Genomic DNA, 20354 nt, shown 5'->3' with positions numbered 1-20354 from the left:
AGTCCGGTGGAAGAAGTGGACGTATCCTGCCCGCATTCGCCCAACGTCTGTAGTAGGCTGAAATACATATCATTCATACGCCCTACGCATGACCGAGCTCACCGCTGGCGCCGATCGCCTGGATCTGCTGCGCACCTTCCTGCGCATCGTCGATGCCGGCAGCCTGTCTGCCGCAGCCGTGCAGCTGGGCACCACCCAGCCAACGGTCAGCCGACGCCTGCAGGCATTGGAGCGGCAGATCGGCCTGCGCCTGCTGCTGCGCTCCACCCATGGCCTGCAACTGACCGAGGATGGCCTGCGCTGCCAGCGCCATGCGCAACGCGTGGTCGACGAATGGGAGTCGCTGCAGGCCGAACTCCACGGCGAGCCGGAAACACTGCGCGGCCGTCTGCGGGTGATGGTGCCGCATGCCTTCGGCCAGGCGCAGCTGCTGCCGACCATGCTCGCATTCCTCGCCCGGCATCCGCAGCTGAGCCTGGAGTGGATCCTTGAAGATCGGCGTCCGGATTTCATTGCAGAAGGCATCGACTGCGCGGTGCGGGTGGGTCCGGTCGACGAACCGCGCATGGTCGCGCTGCCGCTGGCCGAAGTACCGCGCATCGTCGTGGCGGCGCCCTCGCTGGTGGACGCCACGGCAGTCAGCACGCCGGAACAGGCGCAGTCACTGCCGTGGATCTCGCTGGTCACCTACTACCGCGAACGACTGCTGCTGCATGACGCGCAGGGGCACGCGCATACCCTTTCGATCAGCCCGCGCCTGCTCAGCGACAACCTGTTCGTGGTGCAGCAGGCCGCATGTGCCGGGCTGGGAGCGGCCGTGGTCTCGGCCTGGCTGGTGGCCGACGACCTCGCACAAGGGCGGCTGGTGCAGCTGCTGCCGGACTGGCAGGCACCGCCACTGCCGGTACACGTGGTATTTCCCGCAGCGCGCCAGCAGCCGCCGCGGCTGCGCGCCTTCATCGATGCGATGAAGGCCGCACTACCGCAGCTGCACGGCATGCGGCCGGCGCCGCGCTAGGTCACCGGCCGCATCATCCACGCATGGCGTGGATCTACTGCTGATCGCGGGTATGGATGCCCGGACGGTAACCGGTAGATCCACGCCATGCGTGGATTCCGCCCCGCCGCACCATCAATTGGCCTTCGTCGCCTCGGCATTCCACGCCGCGACCTTGGCCTTGGTGTCGGCCAGCATCCTGTCCAGCGCGGCGCGGTCATACACGTTGCCGCGCAGGATCACGCTGTCGATCTTCTCGGTGGCAGCGATGTCCTGCAGCGGGTTGGCGGTCAGCAGCACCAGATCGGCGGCCTTGCCCTGCGCGACACCACCGTAACGGTCCATCTGGCCGAACCAGGCCGGGCCGGAACGGGTTGCGGCCGACAGTGCCTGCGGTGCGCTCAGGCCTTCCTTCACGAACAGCTGCAGTTCCTGGTGCAGGGCGATGCCCGGGAAGTTGAACGAGTTGAGGAAGCCCGCATCAGTACCGGCAATGATCGTCACACCCGCTTCCTGCAGCAGCGGCAGCACGGCGGCCACCTGGTGGTACTGCGCGTGGCGCGCTTCGATCTGCGCCGGCGTCGCCTTCGCCGCGCGGTCCACGCGCCACTGGTAGGTCGCGCGCAGGCCCGGGCCGATGTAGGCCAGGTACGGGTCGTTGGCGTGGTCATCCTGGTCGAGGAAGTCGAGGATGCGGCCGCCGTTGAGGGTCGGGGTCACGAATACGCCGCGCTTGGCGAAATCACGGTAGGCCCGCATTGCGGTGTCACGGTCGAAGCTGGCGTCGAGGCGGCGGTTGGCTTCGGCACGGTCGATGCGGCCAGCTCCGAAGTCGGCGGCAATCTGCGCCTCGTCCTTGCTGCCGGCCTTGAACGCGTAGTCCAGGTGCTCGATCGAGGCCAGGCCGGCATCGACCGCCTGCTCCACGGTCAGCGCCATCGGGATGTGGCCCGACGCCTTGAATCCGGCCTTGCGCGCGGCACTGGCCGAGTACAGGAACAGTTCCGGCTTCAGCGTGCTGTCGGTGATCTTCACGAAATCGACCTTGTCGTGCTGCAGGCGGGCGATTGCCTTGTCGGCGTCGGCCTCGCTGCCCACTTCGATCGTGCCCTTCCAGACCGGCTTGATGCCTTCGATCTTCGCGCCGGAACTCAGCAGGCGCGGGCCGAACAGGGTGCCCTTGGCGATCTCGCCACGCCACTGCAGCACCTGCTCGGGCAGATCGCCGGAACAGTCACGCACCGTGGTGATGCCATGCGCGATGTACAGCGGCAGCAGTGCCTTGTTCTCTTCGATCAGCGCCGGGCCACCACCGAAGTGCACGTGCATGTCCCACAGCCCCGGGATCAGGTATTTGCCCTTGGCATCGATCTGGCGGGTCGCGCTCCACTGGCTGCGCAGCTGCGCGTCCGGGCCGACAGCGACGATGTCCTCGCCGCGGATCACCACGCTCTGACCAGCCAGGGTACTGGCGTGCTCGACATCGACCACGGTGGCGTTGCGGATCAGCAGGTCGGCGCGCTCGGCAGCAGACGCCGACAGCGGTGCCACCGCAAGAAGGATGGCGAAGGACAACGGACGGGAACGGAACATGGACAGCATCCTGGTGGGCACGCCCAGCGTGCGGGTGGAAGGGGTTTGCATTCAGCGCACCGCGCCGTGCTGGCGCAGCAGGGTTTCAATTCCGGAATAGCCGCGCTGGCGCGCGTGCGCCAGCGGCGTCACACCGTCGCCGTCAGCCAGCTCCGGGTCGGCACCGGCCTCCAGCAGCAGCTGCACGATCTGCACGTGGCGCGCGCCGCCATCGCCGAGCAGGATCGCTTCCAGCAGCGCAGTCCAGTGCAGGCGGTTGACATGGTCCACCGCCACGCCGGCCCGCAGCAGCGTGCGCACAGTGGCGACATGGCCGCGCTCTGCCGCCGGAATCAGCGCGGTGCCGCCATAGCGGTTGGTGCTGCGAAGATCGGCACCATGCGCCAGGGTCATCGCCAGGATCTCATCAAGGCCACGCGCGCCTGCGTACAGGTAGGCGCTGTCCTGCAACGCATCCTTGGCGTTGACGTCGGCACCGGCCTCGATCAGCTCGCGCGCGGCATCCACGTTGTTGCCATGCGTGGCCAGCAGCAGCGCGGTGCGGCCCTGTCCATCGCGCGCCTCCAGCGTGGCGCCCTCCTCGATCGCCTGTCGCACCGCAGCAGCGTCACCGCGGCTGGCAGCATCACGCAGGCGGCCATCGACGTCGGCTTTGGACGTTGCGGTGCAGGCCGGGGTGACCATGGCCAGCAGGCACAACAGCAGCACGCGCGCGAACGGCGCACGCCAGCCAGGGGAACGATGGACGCGCATGACAGTGACTCCTCATGTCCGTCGCCACGGAGCACCGGGCGACGGTAGCAACAGCCGGGCATTGCCGGCCCCTGCCCTGCATGGTAGAAGTCGGCTTGGGTATCCAGAAGTGAAATGTTCAAATGCAAGACAGTGCCAAATCGAATAGAACCCTGTTCGAACTGGACCTGCTGCGGGCGCTGGTGATGGTGGCCGACTGCGGCAGCTTCACCACGGCGGCCACGCGCCTGCATTCGACACAATCCACGGTCAGCCAGAAGGTACGCCGGCTGGAGGAACTGGCCGGGCATCGCCTGCTCGAACGCGGCCACCGCGACGTTCACCCCACCGACGCCGGCCACACCCTGCTCGGCTACGCGCGGCGCATGCTCGACCTGAACGAGGAAATGGCACAGGCGCTGGCCGGCGCGATGGTGGAGACCGCCGTCCGCATCGGCGTGCCGGAGGACTTCGTCAACCCGCAGACCACCCGCATGCTGGCCGCCTTCAGCCGCCGCCACCCGCAGGTGAAACTGGAGATCAGCAGCGGCCTGAGCCGTGACCTGGCGCAGGGCTTCGACCACGGCGAGCTGGACCTGGTGCTGGTCAAGCAGCGCCGCAACAGCCGCCAGGCGGTGCATTGCCGGCGCGAGCCGATGCACTGGATCGACAGCCTGCGCAGCAGTTGCCTGCAGCAGGACCCGCTGCCGCTGGTCACCTTCCCGCCGCGAGGGCTGTATCGCGACGAGATGATCCACGCCGTGGAAGCGCTGGGCCTGCGCTGGCGCATCGCCTTCACCAGTTCGTCGCTCAGTGGCATCCAGGGCGCCGTGGCCGATGGCATCGGCATCAGCCTGCTGCCGCGCCGCGCGGTCAGCCGCGAGCACCGCATCATCGATGGCGAGCGTGAGCTGCCGGTGATCGACAACTACGAAATCGGCCTGCTGCACCGTGCCGATGCCGACGATGCCGTGCGCGCACTGGCCAGCGAGCTGTGGCGGCAGGTGCAACGCGAACCGGACTGACCACAGTAGATCCACGCCATGCGTGGATGAACTTCGCGCATCACGCATCGAAACATGGTCAATCCGGCCGCACGGCCGGCAACATCGGCTCGTAGAGTGCCTGATGTTTCCGTGCCCCACGGCGCCTTGCCATGTCCGACGAAATCCCCACCCGTTTCGATCCCCTGCCCGCTGCCCTGCAGACGCATCTGCAGCACCAGCGTTCGCTGATCGCCGCGCGCGTGGCCGCCGGCTTTCCGACGTTGCCGGTGCAGTGGCCGCTGGCGGCCACCACCCTGCAGCGCGTGGTCGATGCCGAGCTGATCGATCGTGACGACGGCGATGGCTGGGAAGCGCTGGGCGTGGCCTTCGGTGACACCCTGGCCCAGCGCGTGCCGGGCCTGGCCTGGATGCAGGTGACCGATGCCTGGGGCATCGACGCGGTGCTGCGCTATGCCGACAGCAGCCTGCAGATCGGCGCCAGCACGCTGCTGCTCAAGCGCGTCGAGCAGGGCGAGATCATCGACATCGCCCATCTGCTGGCGTGGCTTGAGGAATTCATCGCCACCCGCGCCGACGATTACGCCTGAAAGGTCGCCGAGCATGGCTCGGCACTACAGGGGGTTGCGCGGCGTGGATCTAGAGCCAGCGGCCGTCGACCACCACGCGGCGCTCCAGCGGCACCGCAGCCACGGCCGCCGGGCCGTGGTCGGCACGCACGGCCACGAAGGTCGCCGGCCGGCCTTCGGCAATACCATGCTGCGGCAGGCCGATCACCTGCGCGGCATGGGTGGTGACCATGTCCAGCGCCAGCATCAGGTCGGCATCGGTGTAGAAGCCGGACCGGTAGCCCAGCAGCATCGCCCGCTGCAGCAGGTCGCCATTGCCATACGGCCACCAGCAGTCACGGATGTTGTCGTTGCCTGCGAACACGCGCACACCGGCATCATGCAGCGCGCGCAGCGGCGGGAACGGATGATCCCCCGGCGCGTTGCTCATGATCGCCACACCCGCGGTGGCCAATGCTTCGCCCACCTGCAGCGCGCGCGCCAGCGGCACGTCGCCCAGCGAATAGGCATGGCTGACCGCAACACGCCCCTGCAGGCCGGCAGCCCGTGTCCGCGCGGCGATGCGCAGCAGCTGGGCCAGGCCGGTTTCGCCCGGCTCGTGCAGATGGATGTCCAGCTGCACGCCGTAGTGCTCGGCCAGGCCGAACAGCAGCGCCAATTGGCCTTCGGCATCACCATCGAGCGTGGTCGGGTCGATGCCGCCGAGCACTTCCACGCCCGCGGCAAGCGCCTGCTCCAGCACCGCGGCGGTACCCGGACAGGACATCACCCCGGCCTGCGGGAACGCCACCAGCTGGATGCGCATGATGTCCGCACAGCGCAACGCCGCCTCGCGTACGGCTTCGAGATGGCCAAGCCCGGTGCTGGCATCGATATCGACATGACAGCGCATCGCCACGGTACCGAAAGCACTGCACTGGCGGATCAGCGCCTCGGCACGGTCCACCATCGGTGCTGCACCCGCCACCGCCGCCTTCTCTACCGCCAGCCGCTCACGCAGGCTGTTCACCGGCTGGTGCGGGTGCCAACGGTCGCCGACAAAGCTCTTGTCGAGGTGGATGTGGCCGTCCACCAGCCCGGGCAGCACCGCGAAGCCCTGCAGGTTGACGCATTCCGCCCCGTCAGCCGGCGCGGCCTCGCCATTGAGGCCGCTGATGCGGCCATCACGGATATGGAAATGCAGTGGCGCACCGTCGCGGTCGACACCGCCATGGACGAACTGGAGGGTCATCGGGAACTCCCGGAAAGCCAAGACTGGCGCCATCGTGCGCCTCGACACAGCCATCGGCCAACGAAATATCTGGATGGCACACATTCACCAGAAAAATGATCAGCCCTGCGACAACCGGTCGCAGCCACGCCGTGCACACCCCTGAACGGGTAACATGGGCGCCTGTTTCCGTTGTGATGCCGCATGGGCCCGTCCGACCGCCACGATCGCCTCCGCCGCTGGCAGGCCGCGTCCCTGCTTGCCGCCGCCCCGATCGCCAGCCTGTCCGCCACTGATGCTGCGGCCGCTGCGCCGCTGCAGTCGCCGCCGGGCCAGCAGCGCATCGCCCCGGCGGCACTGGTCGAGCGCCTGCACCAGCGCGTGCTGTCCGGGCAGAGCGCCACCGCCACGCTGGAACACTGGTGCGCCGAGCACGGCCTGGCCGAACAGGCGCGGGTGCGTGCAGTGCGCATACACGGCCAGGACAAGCCGGCCCCCGCCGACGTTCTGCAGTCGCTGGGCGCGACGCCGGGTACCGAACTGCGCTATCGCCGCGTACAGCTGGTCTGCGGCAGCCGGGTGCTGTCCGAGGCCGACAACTGGTACCTGCCCGGCCACCTCAGCCCAGCCATGAACCAGGTGCTGGACAGCACCGACGAGCCGTTCGGTCGCGTGGTCGGCCCGCTCGGTTTCCAGCGCCAGACCCTGGCTGACCAGACGTTCTGGCCGCCGCGGGGTGAAGGCGATCACGGCGTGATCCTGGAGGTGCGTGCCCTGTTGCGCGACCGCCAGCAGCAGCCTTTCAGCTACGTCATCGAGTCGTACCTCCAACAGGCGCTGCCGTAGCGCACTGCTGTCCCGGGCATGTCCCGCCGCTACCAACCCGTGATGGCGTTGGCGGCCGGGTCCACCGAAAACACGAAACGCCCGCCGTGCTGGTCCCTGCCCCACGTCATCGGTGCCGTGGTCAGGCTGTAGACCGGACTTGCCTTGTCCATGCCGATCGCCTCGGACCAGGCGCTGAAATCCTCATCGGTGCGGCTGCGGATCTCGCCGACACACAGGCTGTAGCCACAGGCAAAAGACACCAGCGTGCCGTCGCTGCCGATGAGCCGGGTCGCAGCCGTCCTGTAGAGCCGGGTCAGGTCCTGCACTTCCGGGTGGCCCGCCGCATCCTGCTCGAACTGGCTGATCGCCTGCGCAAAGGCGTTGTCCGAGCCCAGGATCACGTCGCTCTTTTCCGCCGACAGTGCTCCTTCAGTCAACAGCAAGCGCTCGCCCTCGAGGAAGTGTCCCTCCGGATCCGCAGGCCCTTGCCCGGCCGTCGCACGCGTCGATGCCGTTGGCACGCGCGCTGATCCAGCATCGGTCACTGCATTGGAAAGAGACGGCACGGGCGCGGCGCTGGCCGCCTCCGCAGCATCGTCCACACTGGCCGCCTGCTTGCTGCTGCAACCGGCAATGGCCAGCACGGCAATCACACTCCACACTCTGGCATCCATGCGCATCATCCTCCGGGTATCGCCACAGCATGCCACGCGCGCAGCGGCAGCACCGGTGCACTGCACAAAGAAAAGCCCGGCATTGCCGGGCCTTTCGTTCGCCTGCCGGATCAACGGAACCGGTAATCCAGCTGCACCCAGTACTGGCGGCCGTACGGGTCGTAATTGCCGACCGGGTAGAACGGCCAGCCGCCTCCGTTCTTGTCCGCCGGCGGGCGGCTGTCGCGCAGGTTGTTGACGATCACGCCCACCGACAGGTTCTCGCCGAACTGGCGGAACACGCTGGCGTTGTACGTCATGTACGGCGCGATGCGGCCACTGCCATCGGTCTTCGGCAGTGAGCCGAAGCGGTTGCCGTACAGCGTGGTGGTCCAGTCACCCTGGTTCCAGGTGATGCTGCCGTTGGCCTTGCTGCGCCACTGGTAGTCATCCAGCGAATTGCGGATGTCACGCTCCGGATCATCGGAGAACTGCCGGTATTTGTGCTCCAGCACCACCGTGTAGGCCAGGCGCGTGGTGAAGCGGCCATAACGGCCGGCATCGAAACGCCAGTTGCCCTTCAGGTCCAGGCCACGAACCGATTCGGAGGCGGCGTTGATCGGATTGATCAGCACACGGGTCACCTGGTCCGGCTGCACGGTTGCGTTGGACGGGTTGCGGATCACCCGCGACAGCGCGTCCTGGCACAGCGGTGAACCGATATCGCGCGCTTCGCCGCCCAGCGTGCGGCCCAGGCGGCAATCGGCCTCGTCACGCAGGATGCGGCTGGTATCGAGGCTGGTCACCTCGTTGTCGATGCGGATGTCGTAGTAGTCGGCACTGAAATCCAGGCCAGACAGCGGCGACCAGACCACGCCGATGCCATAGGACTTGGCCGATTCCGGCTGCAGCTGCGCATTGGCGCGGTTGCTGTAGTCGATCGACAGGCCGTTGTAGTCACAGTTGTCGTACGACTGGCCTGCGGTGCGGCAGCGCCAGTAGTCGGTCATGCCCGGGTTGTAACCGCGCGTCTCCGTCGCGAACACATAGTTCATGTCCGGCGCCCGGAAACTGGTCGCCGCCGTACCACGGATCAGCAGGCTCTCGATCGGACGGAACTCGACGCCAACGCTCCAGGTCGCCTTGCCGATGTGCTCGCCACCCGCACGGTACTGGTCGTAACGGCCGGCCAGCGTGGTGGTCAGCGACTGCAGCAGCGGCAACTGCAGCTCCACACCTGCGGCGTAGCGGTCACGCTCGCCACCGGCGCCGACGCCTGCACTGGTGTTCCAGAACTCGCCGGTTCCCAGGCGCGGGTCCGGGCGGTTGCGGTAGCCCTGGCTGCCGGCTTCGACCACCGCTGCCAATGCAGCGTCGCCACCGGGCAGCGCGAACAGGCGGCCGTTGACGCTGGCGCTGAAGGTCTGCAGCCATGCCGCATTGCGGCTTTCCTGGTAGTCGGACAGGCCCTCGTATTCGTTTGGGGTCAACGGCTTGAACAGGCGTGCCGGGTCCGGCGCATAGACCTCAACGCCATTGCGTACGCCCAGATTCGGACCCAGCAGGTATTCGTTGATGCCGGCCAGCAGCACCGGGCGGCGGGTGCGGTTCTCGTAACGCGAGCGGCTGTAGACCGCCTCATAGTCCCAGCCACTGTCACCGATCTGACCACGTGCGCCGACGTTGAACGACCACGAGTTTTCCAGGAAGCGGTTGGCATTGCGCGGCAGGCCGCCGATTTCCTCCGGCGCGAAGCGGCGGTACCAGCTTTCCAGATTGCCGGTGGTCTGGTTATAGAAGTAGTTGCGCGCCGAGGTCCAGGTCGGCGCACGCGTGTTGTTGTAGATGCGCGCGCTGCCCACGGCGACATCAGCGAACAGGTCGGTGGTCTCGTTGACGTGGAAGGTCAACAGACCGTAGCCGTTGAGGTTGCGCTTCTGGGTCTGCACGGTCCAGTAGCTGGCGGCGGCCTCGTTGCTGCCGCAGTACCAGCCCTGGCGCGGGTTGTTGGCGCGGAACACGCTGCCGCCATAGATCTCCGACGCTGCGTCGCAGCCGCTGACGCCCGGATCGATGTTGCGACCGGTGGCAGCATTGCGACGATAGGCGATCGCGGTCGCCTGCGGCGCCTTGCCGGCCGGGTCATCATCCAGCGAATCCATGAAGTCGCGCTGGCGCGCGTGGATCGCCTTGCGCACATCGAACTCGAAGCCGAACAGCGCATCCCAACGCTCGCCGGAACTGCCACCGACCACCTGCGCGCGCTGGTTGTCGCCACCGCCCTGCTGGGTGCCGCCGGCGCGCACGTTCACGTCCACACCCTCAAAGCGGTCCTTGAGAATGATGTTGACCACACCGGCGATGGCATCGGAGCCGTACACCGCCGACGCACCGGCCGCCAGCACCTCGATGCGCTCGATCAGCGCACTGGGGATGTTGGCCAGGTTGACCACGTTCACCGAGCCCTCGTAGGCCAGCGGATAGTCGGCCTGGCGGCGGCCGTTGACCAGCACCAGCGTGCGGTTCGGGCCCAGCCCGCGCAGGTTGATGGTGTTGGCGGCCGGGGTGAAGGTATTGCCGAAGTCCTCGCCCTGCACGTTGCCGGTGTTCTCGGTCAGCGCGCTCAGCGCATCGAAAGCATTGCGGTAGCCCTGTGCATCGATCTGCTCCCGGCTGATCACCGTCACCGGCGAGGGCCCCTCCACACTGGCGCGCGGAATACGCGAGCCGGTGACCTTCACTTCCTGCAATGTGGTGGGTGCGCTTTCCTGCGCGAAGGCCGGCAGTGAGACCAGCATCAGGGACGACAGTGCGAGCACCAGCGGACGCGGGCGCAGCGCCTTGTGGGAGGCGGACATGGGCTTCCTGGGGAGTTTGGCGGGTGGTGGTACGGGACAGCGGCCTGTGCGGCACATAACGATCCCGTAACGAAAGTGTCCTGAATGGGGGGGTTCAACGGAAATGACCAGGCCTGATGGCCTTATGCCTGAACCGAATCAGACCCGCAGTGCCATTCGCCACACTTTTGCAATGTTTTGAATGGTGTGGCGCTGCGGGCACGGCCATCGTGCCGGGGATGATGACCCCGTATCCCACCTCCCTCCTTCCCCCGTTGCGCCCGGTACTGCGCCGTCACCTGCTGCAGCTGCAGGCCGCACCGGTCACCCTGCGCCCCTTCCAGCGTACCGACCTGCCGCGCTGGCGCCTGTTCGATGACCGCCGCCGGCGCGGCCGCCGTCACCCCGGCGACATCGACGAGGAGGCACGCTTTCTCGCCCACATGCATCGCTCGCGTCTGGAGCAGGACAACGACCAGCTGCTGCTGGGGGTGTTCGACGACGAACACGGCACTGTGCTGGATCAGCTGCACATCCGCCTGCAGTCGCTGCATGCGCGCAGCGCCGAGTTGCTGTCGCTGCAACACTGGCACCCGCATACCGACGCGGCGCTGCGGGCGCTGTGCCCGTTCCTGTTCGAGGATGTCGGCCTGCATCGCCTGTTCGTGATGCTGCCACCGGACTGCAATGACCCGTTCGCCACTGCGCTGCACGCCTTCGGCTTCGAGCAGGAAGGCCTGCTGCGCGACCATCATCTGGACCTGGAGGGCTGGCAGGATCGCCAGCTGCTGGCGCTGACCGCACCGGTCTGGCGAAGCCGCCAGCAGCCCCAGGGTTAGCGGACCCGCTCCAGCGACGCGCCTGCGCCGGTCAACACCGAGCAGGCGTGGTCCTGCAGCTCTTCAGCGCTGGCCTCGTTGCCGGTGCCGGCGTCCACACGGGTCGCCAGCAGAATGAAGCCCGGGCCGCCCTGCACCTCGTCCCGGCCGGCCACGACCAGGCTCCACTGGCCCACGTCGTCCACGCCAGCGAGGTCATAGGCCAACAGATTGAGCGGATTGGCGGTCAGTTCCGCGCCCGGCAGCAGGCGGGCCTGGTACTGATGGCCGCGCAGCAGCACCGGCAACGGTGCCCAGCGGCTGCCGAGGGCGGCAGCATGCGTGTCCAGCGCCTGCAGCACGTCGGCACGCAGGCAATCCACATGGATATGCAGCTGGTGCTGTGACCGGCCGTGCGGCGAGTTCAAGGCCAGGCTGGCGACGTTGCGCGGCAGCGGTTGCCGCAAGGCCTGTTCGGTGTGGCTGCGCGCCTGCCAGGCTGCAGCGAAGTAGTTCGGTGCACCACGCTGGTACAGGCGGCGGTTCTCGATACCGCTGACCTTGTCCAGCGGCATCAGCAGGAACTGGTAGTCGCCGTGCGCGTCCTTGACCAGCACATCGCGGCGATCCGCGGCCGTCTCCACGCGCAGGCAGTCGCCGCGTGGACCTTCGGCGCCCTGGCAGTCACGTTCGATCAATCGCCATAACGCGTCGGAATGGGCCGGCGGCGGCGGCGGCGCGCTGGCGCAGGCGGACAACAGCAGCAGGGACGGCAGCAGGGACGGCAGCAGGAAGGGGCGCAAGGACACGGAAACGACTCACGGAGCAGGCACGGCAGACAGCGCCGCGCTGCATTCTAGCCAGTGCGAAGCTGCAATCAGTAGGTGCCGAACGGCACTTCAACCACGATCGGTGCCTCGCCCTCACCCGCCTGCAGGCTGTAGCGATCCAGCGCGCCGTCGTCATCGGCGTGCGGCTGACGCTGGAAATGCAGCGGATAGCGAATGTCCCCCAGGCGGACGGCGCTGCCGTCGGCCTCCAGCGCGGCACTTTCGGGAATCAGCAGCCCGCCCAGGTCGCTGTAGGCGCCAGGCACGTCGGCGAAGCTGTAGTCGGCCAGCTCGTCCACCCGTTGCATCGCATAGACGTGCGGCACATAGGGACGTGCCGGGCTGCGGCCATTGCTCAGGTCGGTCACCCAGGCCTGCGGCAGGTGGTACTGCTCGCGCAGCGCGGCCACGCCCAGCGAGGGGCTGGCCACCTGCAGGCAGCACACCGCGCGCTTGCCCTCACGATCGAGGATGGCGAAACGGTCACCGCGGGTGGCCGCCTGCGGCAGCATGGCAAACGCCAGATTGCGCTGCGCAGGCGCGTAGCCCGCTTCAGTCTGCAGGTTGCGCCAGGCGCCGAATACCGGGGATTCGACCGGCACGGGTTCCGGATCGGCAGCGCAGGCGGCAAACGCCACGCCCAGCAACGACAACGCCAGCGCCGTCATCGTCTTGTCCTTGCCGCGGAAACTGCCTGCCGTCATACCCTATCCAACACCTGCGCCGGAAAGGTCCGGCCTGCCCGCTGGCGTACTACCAGCCATTCCTCCCACTATGCAATGACCACGCTGTGCCGGCAATGACCGGGGCGCTGACGCCTTTCGCACGCTCGGTGCTATCGTTCCCGCCATCTTCCCCTGCGCAGGAGCGCTCGCATGTCCGCATTCCGTCTGTCCCTGTTGCTGCCGGCCTCTGCCCTGCTGCTGTCGGCCTGCGTCAGCACCCCTGGCCCGGAAGTCAAAGGCAGCGGCCGTTGTGACGCCAGCCAGCTGGGCTGGGCGATCGGCCAGCCGGCCAATGAGCCCAACATCCGCCGCCTGTCCCGCGAGAGTGGTGCCGGCCTGGTCAACCCGATCGGCCCCAGCACCATCACCACCAAGGACATCCGCCAAGACCGCCTGCGCGTGTTCGTGGACAAGGACAACGTCATCACCGCCACCCGCTGCGAGTAAGCGCCGCCTCAGTTTTTGTAGAGCCGAGCCCACGCTCGGCTGCTCTGCGGCCGGGCCACGCGAGAACCCGAGTCGAGCATGGCTCGACTCTACACTTCAGGGTTCGGTATAGCCGGCGCAGTCCGGCAGCGCCTGGTCCGGGTGGAACATGCCCTCGCGGAAGTGGAACAACCGCGTATAGGTGCACGCCGGATCCTGCTCGGTGCGCAGGTCTTTCTTCTTCAGCGGCCCCTTGGCCAGCGAATCCTCGAAGCGCGAAACACCGGCCGGGAACCGGGTCGCCACGGTCTGGTAGCGCAGCACGGGCATGCCCTGCCCTGCTGGATCCAGCGCCAGCTTCGCCGAAAAGCTGTATTCGTCGTGGCAGGCGCCTGCACGCTGCTTGCTGTCCTGCTCGCTGAAACAGGCGCGGATCATCGCATTGCCCAGCCATGGCACGGTCAGCACGTCGTCGTCCACCTGGATGTCGTCCTGCAGGTGGCGCACGCGTGCCAACTGCAGCGTGGACGCATCGGCACCGCCACCGGAGTACATGGTGCTGAACGTGACGATGCCGCCCACCAGCACATTCTGGCGGGTGCGCTGCTGCAGGTCGGTCACTGTTTCATCGCTGCCCACGCCCGGGGCCAGGCGCACGATCCACGGCCACAGCGACAGCTCGCTTTCCTGCGGCACGTCGATGCTGACGTGGTAGGTGTGCGGCTTGCCCTGGCCCGGCCCCTTCTCAAGCACTTCAAGCAGGGTGGGCCGGTCCCCCTCCTCGGCCACCGGCTGCACGCGTACGCACCAGTTGCCGTCCCGCGTGCAGTCATAAAGCCCCGATGGTCCAGTCTCACTCGCGATCAGTACCTGTCCCAGCGGCTCCATCACGTTGCCGGCGGCATCGCGCTGCTGCGGCAGGATCGCGCTCTGGGCCAGCGCCAGCAGCGGGATCGCCAGCAATGCAGTGCACAGGGTGGCGCGGGCGGCAGCGGTGGGCATGGACGGCTCCTGCGGTTGGGCTTCCGATGGTAACCGTTGCCCGGGCGCGTCGAGCCCTGCTCGACTGCTTCTCACCACAAACACCAGCCAAGCGCCGGCTCGGCTCTACATCATCCGCAGTCGCAGCCACCCCACCCCTTGGCCTTCGAGGTCTGGCCGATACCGGGATTGAACGTATTGCTCGGGTCCAGCTGCCTGTAGAAGCCCGCCAGCGCCGGCTTGGCCGGATACAGGTGGCCGACATTGTGCTCGGCCGGATACTCGGCGCCCCGCTGGTCCAGCAATGCCCACATCGCATGCTCGATCGCCATCGGGTCTTCACCTTTGCGGGCGATGTAGTCCTGGTGGAACACGTGGCACAGGAAGTGCCCGTAATACAGCTTGTGCAGCAGGCGGCCGTCGATATCCGCCGGTAGCTGTTCGAACCAGTCGGCGTCGTCACGTCGCAGCGCGATGTCCAGCGCGACGATGTCCTGCACCTGGTCACGATGCACTTCACGGTAGCGCACTGCGGCACCGGCCACGGCAAAGCGATGCAGGAACGCCTTGCGCCCCTCCTCCGCCGTGCAGTGGAAATAGCCGCCTTCGTGGCCAGCGAAGAAATCGCGCAGCCAGGCTTCGGTTTGCGCTGCGTCCTGCGCGGACACCTTCAGCAGCAGGTGATGCTCATAGCGCTGGCGGAACTCACCCATGCGCTTGGGCAGGTGCGAGGGCAGCAGGCCCGTCAGCACCTGCATCACACGGTCGGTCACGCCGCGCAGGCCCAACCGCTCGAACCAGCCATCGACACGGCTCTTCAACGCGAACGCGGCGGGCACGCGGGAAGTGCCAAGGCGGTCGATCAGCAGGAAGCTGTCCTTGCCGTAGCGCTCGCCGATGTCATAGGCATCGCGGTGGATGTACTCACCGGCAATCGGCAGGCGCTCGAAGCCGGTCAGCAGCTGGCGCCGGATCGCAGTGAGGCTGCCGGTGCGGTTGCTACCGATGTAGAAGACCTCGGCGGCCTCCTTCTCGAAGGTGTCCAGGCGCACCGCGAACACCGCAAGCTTGCCGGCCGAACCGGCCGCTTCGAAGTGGCGGCTGGGGTCGGCGTTGAAACGCGCCGGCGTATCGGCATCGACCTTGCGCACTTCCTCGGCATAGCGGGGATCGGAGGCCGTGCGGCCGTTGCCATCGCCAACATCCGCCGCGCTGTAGTCGCCCACCTGCAGGCGCTGCAGGATCTGCTCGGGCGTATCGCCCAGCGCGATGCCCAGATGGTTGACCAATTGCAGCTGGCCATCCGCATCGACCTGCGCATACAGCGCCAGCTCGGTATAGGCCGGGCCACGGCGCACCAGCGCGCCGCCGGAGTTGTTGCAGATGCCGCCCAGCACCGACGCGCCGATGCAGGACGAGCCGATCACCGAATGTGGTTCGCGGCCGAGCGGTGCCAGCGTCTGCTCCAGCCGGTCCAGCGTGGCGCCGGGCAGGCACAGCACCTGGCGGCCTTCGTTCAACAGCTGGATACCGGTCAGGCGCAGCGTGCTGACCAGCACGATCGGCCGCCCGTAGTCGTTGCCATCCGGGGTCGAGCCACCGGTCAGGCCGGTATTGGCCGCCTGCAGGATGATCGCCGCCCCACCCTGCACCGCTGCCTGCAGCACGCGCCACAGTTCCAGCAGCGTACCCGGGCGCACTACGGCCAGCACCGGGCCGTCGCCGAAACGATAGCCACGGCGGAAGCGGCGCGTGGCCTTGTCGCCGGTCAGTACATGGCGGTTGCCGACCGCGTCGCGCAACTGCGCCAGCACGGCATCGTGGCCACTCACGGCAGGCTGACCAGCGAATCGCGGCCGATGTCGGCGATGCGGCGCGCGCCGGTCAGTGTCATCGCCACGCGCATTTCCTTGGCGATCAGGTCCAGCAGGTTGGCCACGCCGGCCTCGCCCTGCGCGGCCAGCGCATAGACGAAGGCACGGCCCAGCAGCACGGTGTCGGCGCCCAATGCCAGCATGCGCACCACGTCCAGGCCGGTGCGGATGCCCGAATCGGCGAGGATCTTCAGATCACCCTGCACGGCATCGGCAATCGCCGGCAGTGCGCGCGCGGTGGACAGCACGCCGTCCAGCTGGCGGCCACCGTGGTTGGAGACCACGATGCCATCGGCACCGAACTTCACCGCGTCACGCGCATCATCCGGGTCGAGGATGCCCTTGATCACCATCGGGCCCTTCCAGAACTCGCGGATCCATTCCAGGTCCTTCCATGAAATGGACGGATCGAAGTTGCTGCCCAGCCAGCCGATGTAGTCCTCCAGCCCGGTCGGGTTGCCGCGGTAGGTGGAAATGTTGCCCAGATCATGCGGGCGGCCGAACAGGCCCACGTCCCACGCCCAGTGCGGATGGGTGATGGCCTGGCCGATGCGGCGCAGCGAGGCGTTCGGGCCGCTCATGCCGGAGTGTGCATCGCGGTAGCGCGCACCCGGCACCGGCATGTCCACGGTGAACACCAGCGTGGTCACGCCCGCGGCCTGTGCCCGCTCCAGCGCGTTGCGCATGAAGCCACGGTCGCGCAGCACATACAGCTGGAACCACATCGGCCGCTGGATGGCCGGTGCCACTTCCTCGATCGGGCACACCGATACGGTGGACAGGGTGAACGGGATGCCGCGGCTGTCGGCCGCGCGCGCCGCCTGTACCTCACCGCGCCGGGCATACATGCCGGTCAGGCCGACCGGCGCCAGCGCCACCGGCATTGCCAGCTTTTCGCCGAACAGCTCGGTTTCCAGGCTCAGGTCGGACATGTTGCGCAGGATGCGCTGGCGCAGCGCGATGTCGGACAGGTCGGAAACGTTGCGCTTCAGCGTGTGCTCGGCATACGCGCCGCCATCGATGTAGTGGAACAGGAACGGCGGCAGCCGGCGTTGCGCTGCGGCACGGTAATCGGTGGAGGCGGAGATGATCATGGGGTCAACCGTGTGGGGAAGGTAGACGCGAGGCCCGCGCACGCCGGGCTTCGTTGTCATCGAGGGTGCGCAGCGTGGTGTGCACGAACTCGAGGTGGGCATGCGCGGCGGCGCGCGCGCGTTCGGGGTCGCCTGCCAGCACCGCGTCCATCATCTCGCGGTGCTGGTCGGACAGCGGAGAGAAGGTCCTCGCCGAGGTGTAGAGCTTTTCGCGGCTCTGCGAGATGTTGGTCTGCAGCAGCTCGAACAGGCCACGCATCACCTGCAGCAGCACGAGGTTGTGCGAGGCCTCGGCGATGGACAGATGAAAAGCCGCGTCGGCCTCCGCTTCGCCGGTGGGGTCGTCCTTGCCGTGCGCGTCCATCATGGTCTGGAAGGCCTGCGCGATGCGCGTGCGATCCTCGTCGGTGGCACGCAGGGCCGCATGCCAGGCGGTGGCACCTTCCAGCGCGTGGCGGATCTCCAGCACGTCGAAGCGGTATTCCGGGTCGCCCTGGAACAGCGGCAGGTACGGCGCCAGCGGTTCATCCAGCGCCTGCCGCGCGCGCGCCGCAGGTTCGGCTACATAGGTGCCGCCACCGACGCGTGCGGTCAGCAGGCCCTGGCTGGCCAGCTGCGCGATGGCTTCGCGCAACGCCGTGCGCGAGACCCCCAGCTGCACCGCCAGGGTGCGCTCGGCCGGCAGCCGGTCACCGGGCTGCAGCTGTTGTTCATGCACCAGGCCGCGCAGCTGTGCGGCCACCTTGTCGGAAATGCGTTGCGTGCTCATGGCGCCATTGTGGCCCGAAGCGCGCAGCGGGTGGTCGGCCAAGCGTGCATGGCTCAGGGAATCATCCAGGTCAGCCAGTAGGCCTGGGCCAGGGTGATCAGGCCGACCATCGTGGTGAAGATCAGGCTGTGCTTGACCGTGAAACGGAACAGGTCCGATTCCTTGCCGGCCAGGCCGACCGCTGCGCAGGCAATGGCGATCGACTGCGGCGAGATCATCTTGCCGGTGACACCGCCAGTGGTGTTGGCCGCCACCAGCAGCACGTCGGACACGCCGATCTGCTGCGCGGTGGTTGCCTGCAGGGCCGAGAACAGCGCATTGGACGAGGTATCCGAACCGGTCAGGAACACGCCCAGCCAGCCCAGGAATGGCGAGAAGAACGGGAACGCGTCGCCGGTGTGCGCCAATGCCAGCGCCAGCGTCGCCGACAGGCCCGAATAGTTGGCGATGAAGGCGAAGGCGAGCACCATGCCGATCGAGTAGATCGGCATGCGCAGCTCGCGCACGGTTTCGCCGAAGGTGCGCAGCGCCGAACGGGCCGGCATGCGCAGCGCGATGATCGCGATCACCGCAGCGAGGATGATCGAGGTACCGGTGGCCGAGAACCAGTCGAACTTGTAGACGGCTTCGTAGCTCAACGGTGCATCCACGATCGGCGGCATCTTCTGCACCATCTGGTCCAGGCCCGGCACCGGGATCTTGAGCACCCAGCTTTCCAGCGGGCCACCCGCCGCGAACAGCGACTTGAACGGCTTGATGCTCCACAGCGTGACCATCGCGGTGAGGATCAGGAACGGCGACCACGCCCTGGCGATCTGGCCAACGCTGTAGCGGGGCGCTTCCAGTGCCTGTGCGGCCGCCTCGGCGCTGGTTTCGGTATCGAAGCGGAAGATCCGCACCGGCTTCCAGCGGCGCAGGAACAGGGTCAGGCACACCAGCGACGCCAGCGACGCGGTGATGTCCGGCAGTTCCGGGCCGATGAAATTGGAGGTGAGGTACTGTGCGATAGCGAACGAGCCACCCGCGACCAGCACCGCCGGCCAGGTTTCCCTGATGCCACGCCAGCCATCCATGATCGCCATGATCCAGAACAGCACGATGATGGTCAGGAACGGCAGCTGGCGGCCGGCCATCTGGCCGATCTCGAATGCATCCAGGCCGGTGACCTGCCCGGCCACGATGATCGGAATGCCCATAGCGCCGAACGCTACCGGCGCAGTGTTGACGATCAGGCACAGGCCGGCGGCATACAGCGGCTTGAAGCCCAGCCCGACCAGCAGTGCCGCGGTGATCGCCACCGGCGCACCGAAACCGGCCGCGCCCTCCAGGAAGGCACCGAAGGCGAAGCCGACCATCAGCATCTGCAGGCGCTGATCCTCGGTGACCGAGAGGATCGAGGCGCGGATGATGTCGAACTGCCCGGTCTTGACCGAGACCTTGTAGAGGAATACGGCACCGATGATGATCCAGGCGATCGGCCACAGCCCATAGACGAAACCAAAGCCGGCCGCGCCCAGCGCCTGGCTCAGCGGCATGCCGTAGAACAGCAGGGCCACGCCGAGTGCGATGGCCACGGTGATCGTGCCGGCCAGCCAGCCCTTCATGCGCAGCACGGCCAGGGCAATGAAGAAGAACGCGATCGGCAGCAGCGCGATCAGGCTGGACAACCACAGGTTGCCGGCGGGGTCGTACAGGTGTTGCCAGGGCTGCATGAAGACTCTCGACTGGATGCGGAAGGTGCCCCACCGCAGGCGGTGGGTCGCCGTGACTGTCGAACATTGGTCGTACCAATAAAGATTTCGATCAGACCACTTGCAGCGGATTTAACCGCCACTCCGACGAAGAGCCTATTAGACCATAGCGCTAGATGCCATATTGGTCCGACCATTCAGGCCGCCATGGTAATGCCGGCCGCTGGCCGGCAACTCGAGATTCCTTACGAGATCCGTTTCTCCAACCGCCGCATCACCGCCAGCACCAGCACGCACAGCACGCTGACGCCGATCGCAATCACGTATTTACCGATGCCCACGGCGATGCCAATGGCCGCCGCCATGATCAGTGAGCTTGCGGTAGTCAATCCGCTGACCTGGTCTTCGCGTGAGCCGCGCAGGATGGTGCCAGCGGCAACGAAGCCAACACAGGCCACCACCGCTTCGATCAGACGGACCGGGTCGACCTGCAGCAGGTCGCGATAGCGCTCCTGCTGGAAATGCTCAGCCACCGAGTCGCCGAGGCCGACAATCAGTGCGGCGGCACCGGCGATCAGCATGTGCGTGCGCAGGCCCGCCGCGTGCTTGCCCATCTCGCGCTCGACGCCGAGCACGCCGCCGAACAACATGGCTGCGGCCACGCGCAGCAGGATCGAGACATCCTGGGTGAGTTCCATGGGAGAGGCTCCGGGATTTTCCCGG

Annotated in this window: 19 protein-coding genes; 6 read left to right on the top strand and 13 right to left on the bottom strand. The window is 67.2% G+C overall.

Annotated elements, in window-relative coordinates:
• Positions 1 to 88: 88 nt before the first annotated feature.
• Positions 89 to 1018, top strand: coding sequence for a LysR family transcriptional regulator (locus RI032_RS17525; RefSeq protein ID WP_322547389.1), 930 nt, complete (start codon positions 89 to 91; stop codon positions 1016 to 1018).
• Positions 1019 to 1132: 114 nt separating this feature from the next.
• Here RI032_RS17525 and RI032_RS17520 read toward each other — a convergent pair whose 3' ends face one another.
• Together RI032_RS17520 and RI032_RS17515 are read right to left on the bottom strand one after the other, a co-directional pair.
• Positions 1133 to 2590 carry an amidohydrolase family protein gene (locus tag RI032_RS17520; RefSeq protein WP_322547388.1) on the bottom strand — a complete coding sequence of 486 codons (1458 nt, stop codon included), beginning with the start codon at positions 2588 to 2590 and terminating at the stop codon, positions 1133 to 1135.
• Positions 2591 to 2641: 51 nt separating this feature from the next.
• Positions 2642 to 3343 carry an ankyrin repeat domain-containing protein gene (locus RI032_RS17515; RefSeq protein WP_057504431.1) on the bottom strand — a complete coding sequence of 234 codons (702 nt, stop codon included), beginning with the start codon at positions 3341 to 3343 and terminating at the stop codon, positions 2642 to 2644.
• A 122-nt stretch (positions 3344 to 3465) separates the two neighbouring features.
• Here RI032_RS17515 and RI032_RS17510 point away from each other — a divergent pair, with 122 nt between their 5' ends.
• Both RI032_RS17510 and RI032_RS17505 read left to right on the top strand, forming a co-directional pair.
• Positions 3466 to 4347 (top strand): LysR substrate-binding domain-containing protein, encoded by an 882-nt coding sequence (locus RI032_RS17510; protein ID WP_134958859.1) that lies wholly within the window; start codon positions 3466 to 3468, stop codon positions 4345 to 4347.
• Between the two features lie 131 nt (positions 4348 to 4478).
• A complete protein-coding gene (locus RI032_RS17505) occupies positions 4479 to 4916 on the top strand; it encodes a DUF3806 domain-containing protein (protein ID WP_019337889.1) in 438 nt (145 codons plus the stop codon).
• A gap of 49 nt (positions 4917 to 4965) precedes the next feature.
• Here the strand turns inward: RI032_RS17505 and RI032_RS17500 are convergent, their stop codons facing one another.
• Positions 4966 to 6126, bottom strand: coding sequence for an amidohydrolase family protein (locus RI032_RS17500; protein ID WP_322547387.1), 1161 nt, complete (start codon positions 6124 to 6126; stop codon positions 4966 to 4968).
• Between the two features lie 183 nt (positions 6127 to 6309).
• On the opposite strand from RI032_RS17500, the gene RI032_RS17495 reads away from it, so the two are divergent.
• Complete coding sequence (locus tag RI032_RS17495) at positions 6310 to 6951, top strand: hypothetical protein (RefSeq protein ID WP_043401982.1); 642 nt, start codon at positions 6310 to 6312, stop codon at positions 6949 to 6951.
• 29 nt (positions 6952 to 6980) lie between these two features.
• Here RI032_RS17495 and RI032_RS17490 read toward each other — a convergent pair whose 3' ends face one another.
• Positions 6981 to 7613, bottom strand: a complete 633-nt coding sequence (locus RI032_RS17490; protein ID WP_322547386.1) for a hypothetical protein — start codon at positions 7611 to 7613, stop codon at positions 6981 to 6983.
• Positions 7614 to 7717: 104 nt separating this feature from the next.
• Positions 7718 to 10444: a TonB-dependent receptor plug domain-containing protein gene (locus RI032_RS17485; RefSeq protein WP_322547385.1), complete on the bottom strand. Its 2727-nt coding sequence runs from the start codon at positions 10442 to 10444 to the stop codon at positions 7718 to 7720.
• 218 nt (positions 10445 to 10662) lie between these two features.
• On the opposite strand from RI032_RS17485, the gene RI032_RS17480 reads away from it, so the two are divergent.
• Positions 10663 to 11262, top strand: a complete 600-nt coding sequence (locus tag RI032_RS17480; RefSeq protein WP_019337893.1) for a GNAT family N-acetyltransferase — start codon at positions 10663 to 10665, stop codon at positions 11260 to 11262.
• On the opposite strand, the gene RI032_RS17475 is transcribed toward RI032_RS17480, so the two are convergent.
• Complete coding sequence (locus RI032_RS17475; protein ID WP_134958724.1) at positions 11259 to 12050, bottom strand: CDP-diacylglycerol diphosphatase; 792 nt, start codon at positions 12048 to 12050, stop codon at positions 11259 to 11261. The two genes, RI032_RS17480 and RI032_RS17475, sit on opposite strands and share 4 nt — an antisense overlap.
• Positions 12051 to 12118: 68 nt before the next feature.
• Entirely contained in the window at positions 12119 to 12775 is a 657-nt protein-coding gene (locus tag RI032_RS17470) for a decarboxylase (RefSeq protein ID WP_312250848.1), read from the bottom strand.
• Positions 12776 to 12946: 171 nt separating this feature from the next.
• Between RI032_RS17470 and RI032_RS17465 the strand changes: the two genes are divergently transcribed.
• Positions 12947 to 13243 carry an I78 family peptidase inhibitor gene (locus RI032_RS17465; protein WP_010485066.1) on the top strand — a complete coding sequence of 99 codons (297 nt, stop codon included), beginning with the start codon at positions 12947 to 12949 and terminating at the stop codon, positions 13241 to 13243.
• A 96-nt stretch (positions 13244 to 13339) separates the two neighbouring features.
• Here RI032_RS17465 and RI032_RS17460 read toward each other — a convergent pair whose 3' ends face one another.
• The 6 genes from RI032_RS17460 to RI032_RS17435 all read right to left on the bottom strand — a co-directional run bounded on the left by RI032_RS17460 (position 13340) and on the right by RI032_RS17435 (position 20329).
• The gene (locus RI032_RS17460; RefSeq protein ID WP_322547384.1) at positions 13340 to 14224 is read right to left on the bottom strand and encodes a hypothetical protein; all 885 of its coding nucleotides are present in this window, start codon (positions 14222 to 14224) and stop codon (positions 13340 to 13342) included.
• Positions 14225 to 14334: 110 nt separating this feature from the next.
• Positions 14335 to 16035, bottom strand: coding sequence for a D-lactate dehydrogenase (gene dld / locus RI032_RS17455; RefSeq protein ID WP_322547383.1), 1701 nt, complete (start codon positions 16033 to 16035; stop codon positions 14335 to 14337).
• Positions 16032 to 17171: an FMN-dependent L-lactate dehydrogenase LldD gene (gene lldD / locus RI032_RS17450; protein WP_010485059.1), complete on the bottom strand. Its 1140-nt coding sequence runs from the start codon at positions 17169 to 17171 to the stop codon at positions 16032 to 16034. The genes dld and lldD overlap by 4 nt, the downstream gene beginning before the upstream one ends.
• A 4-nt stretch (positions 17172 to 17175) precedes the next feature.
• The gene (gene lldR, locus RI032_RS17445) at positions 17176 to 17940 is read right to left on the bottom strand and encodes a transcriptional regulator LldR (protein WP_029379987.1); all 765 of its coding nucleotides are present in this window, start codon (positions 17938 to 17940) and stop codon (positions 17176 to 17178) included.
• A gap of 53 nt (positions 17941 to 17993) precedes the next feature.
• Positions 17994 to 19652: an L-lactate permease gene (gene lldP, locus RI032_RS17440; protein ID WP_191849563.1), complete on the bottom strand. Its 1659-nt coding sequence runs from the start codon at positions 19650 to 19652 to the stop codon at positions 17994 to 17996.
• Positions 19653 to 19876: 224 nt separating this feature from the next.
• Positions 19877 to 20329 carry an MgtC/SapB family protein gene (locus tag RI032_RS17435; protein ID WP_005410036.1) on the bottom strand — a complete coding sequence of 151 codons (453 nt, stop codon included), beginning with the start codon at positions 20327 to 20329 and terminating at the stop codon, positions 19877 to 19879.
• Between the last annotated feature and the right edge of the window lie 25 nt (positions 20330 to 20354).

This window comes from Stenotrophomonas geniculata (assembly GCF_034508895.1).
GTDB lineage: Bacteria > Pseudomonadota > Gammaproteobacteria > Xanthomonadales > Xanthomonadaceae > Stenotrophomonas > Stenotrophomonas geniculata.
This window is presented reverse-complemented; position numbering and strand designations above follow the sequence as displayed.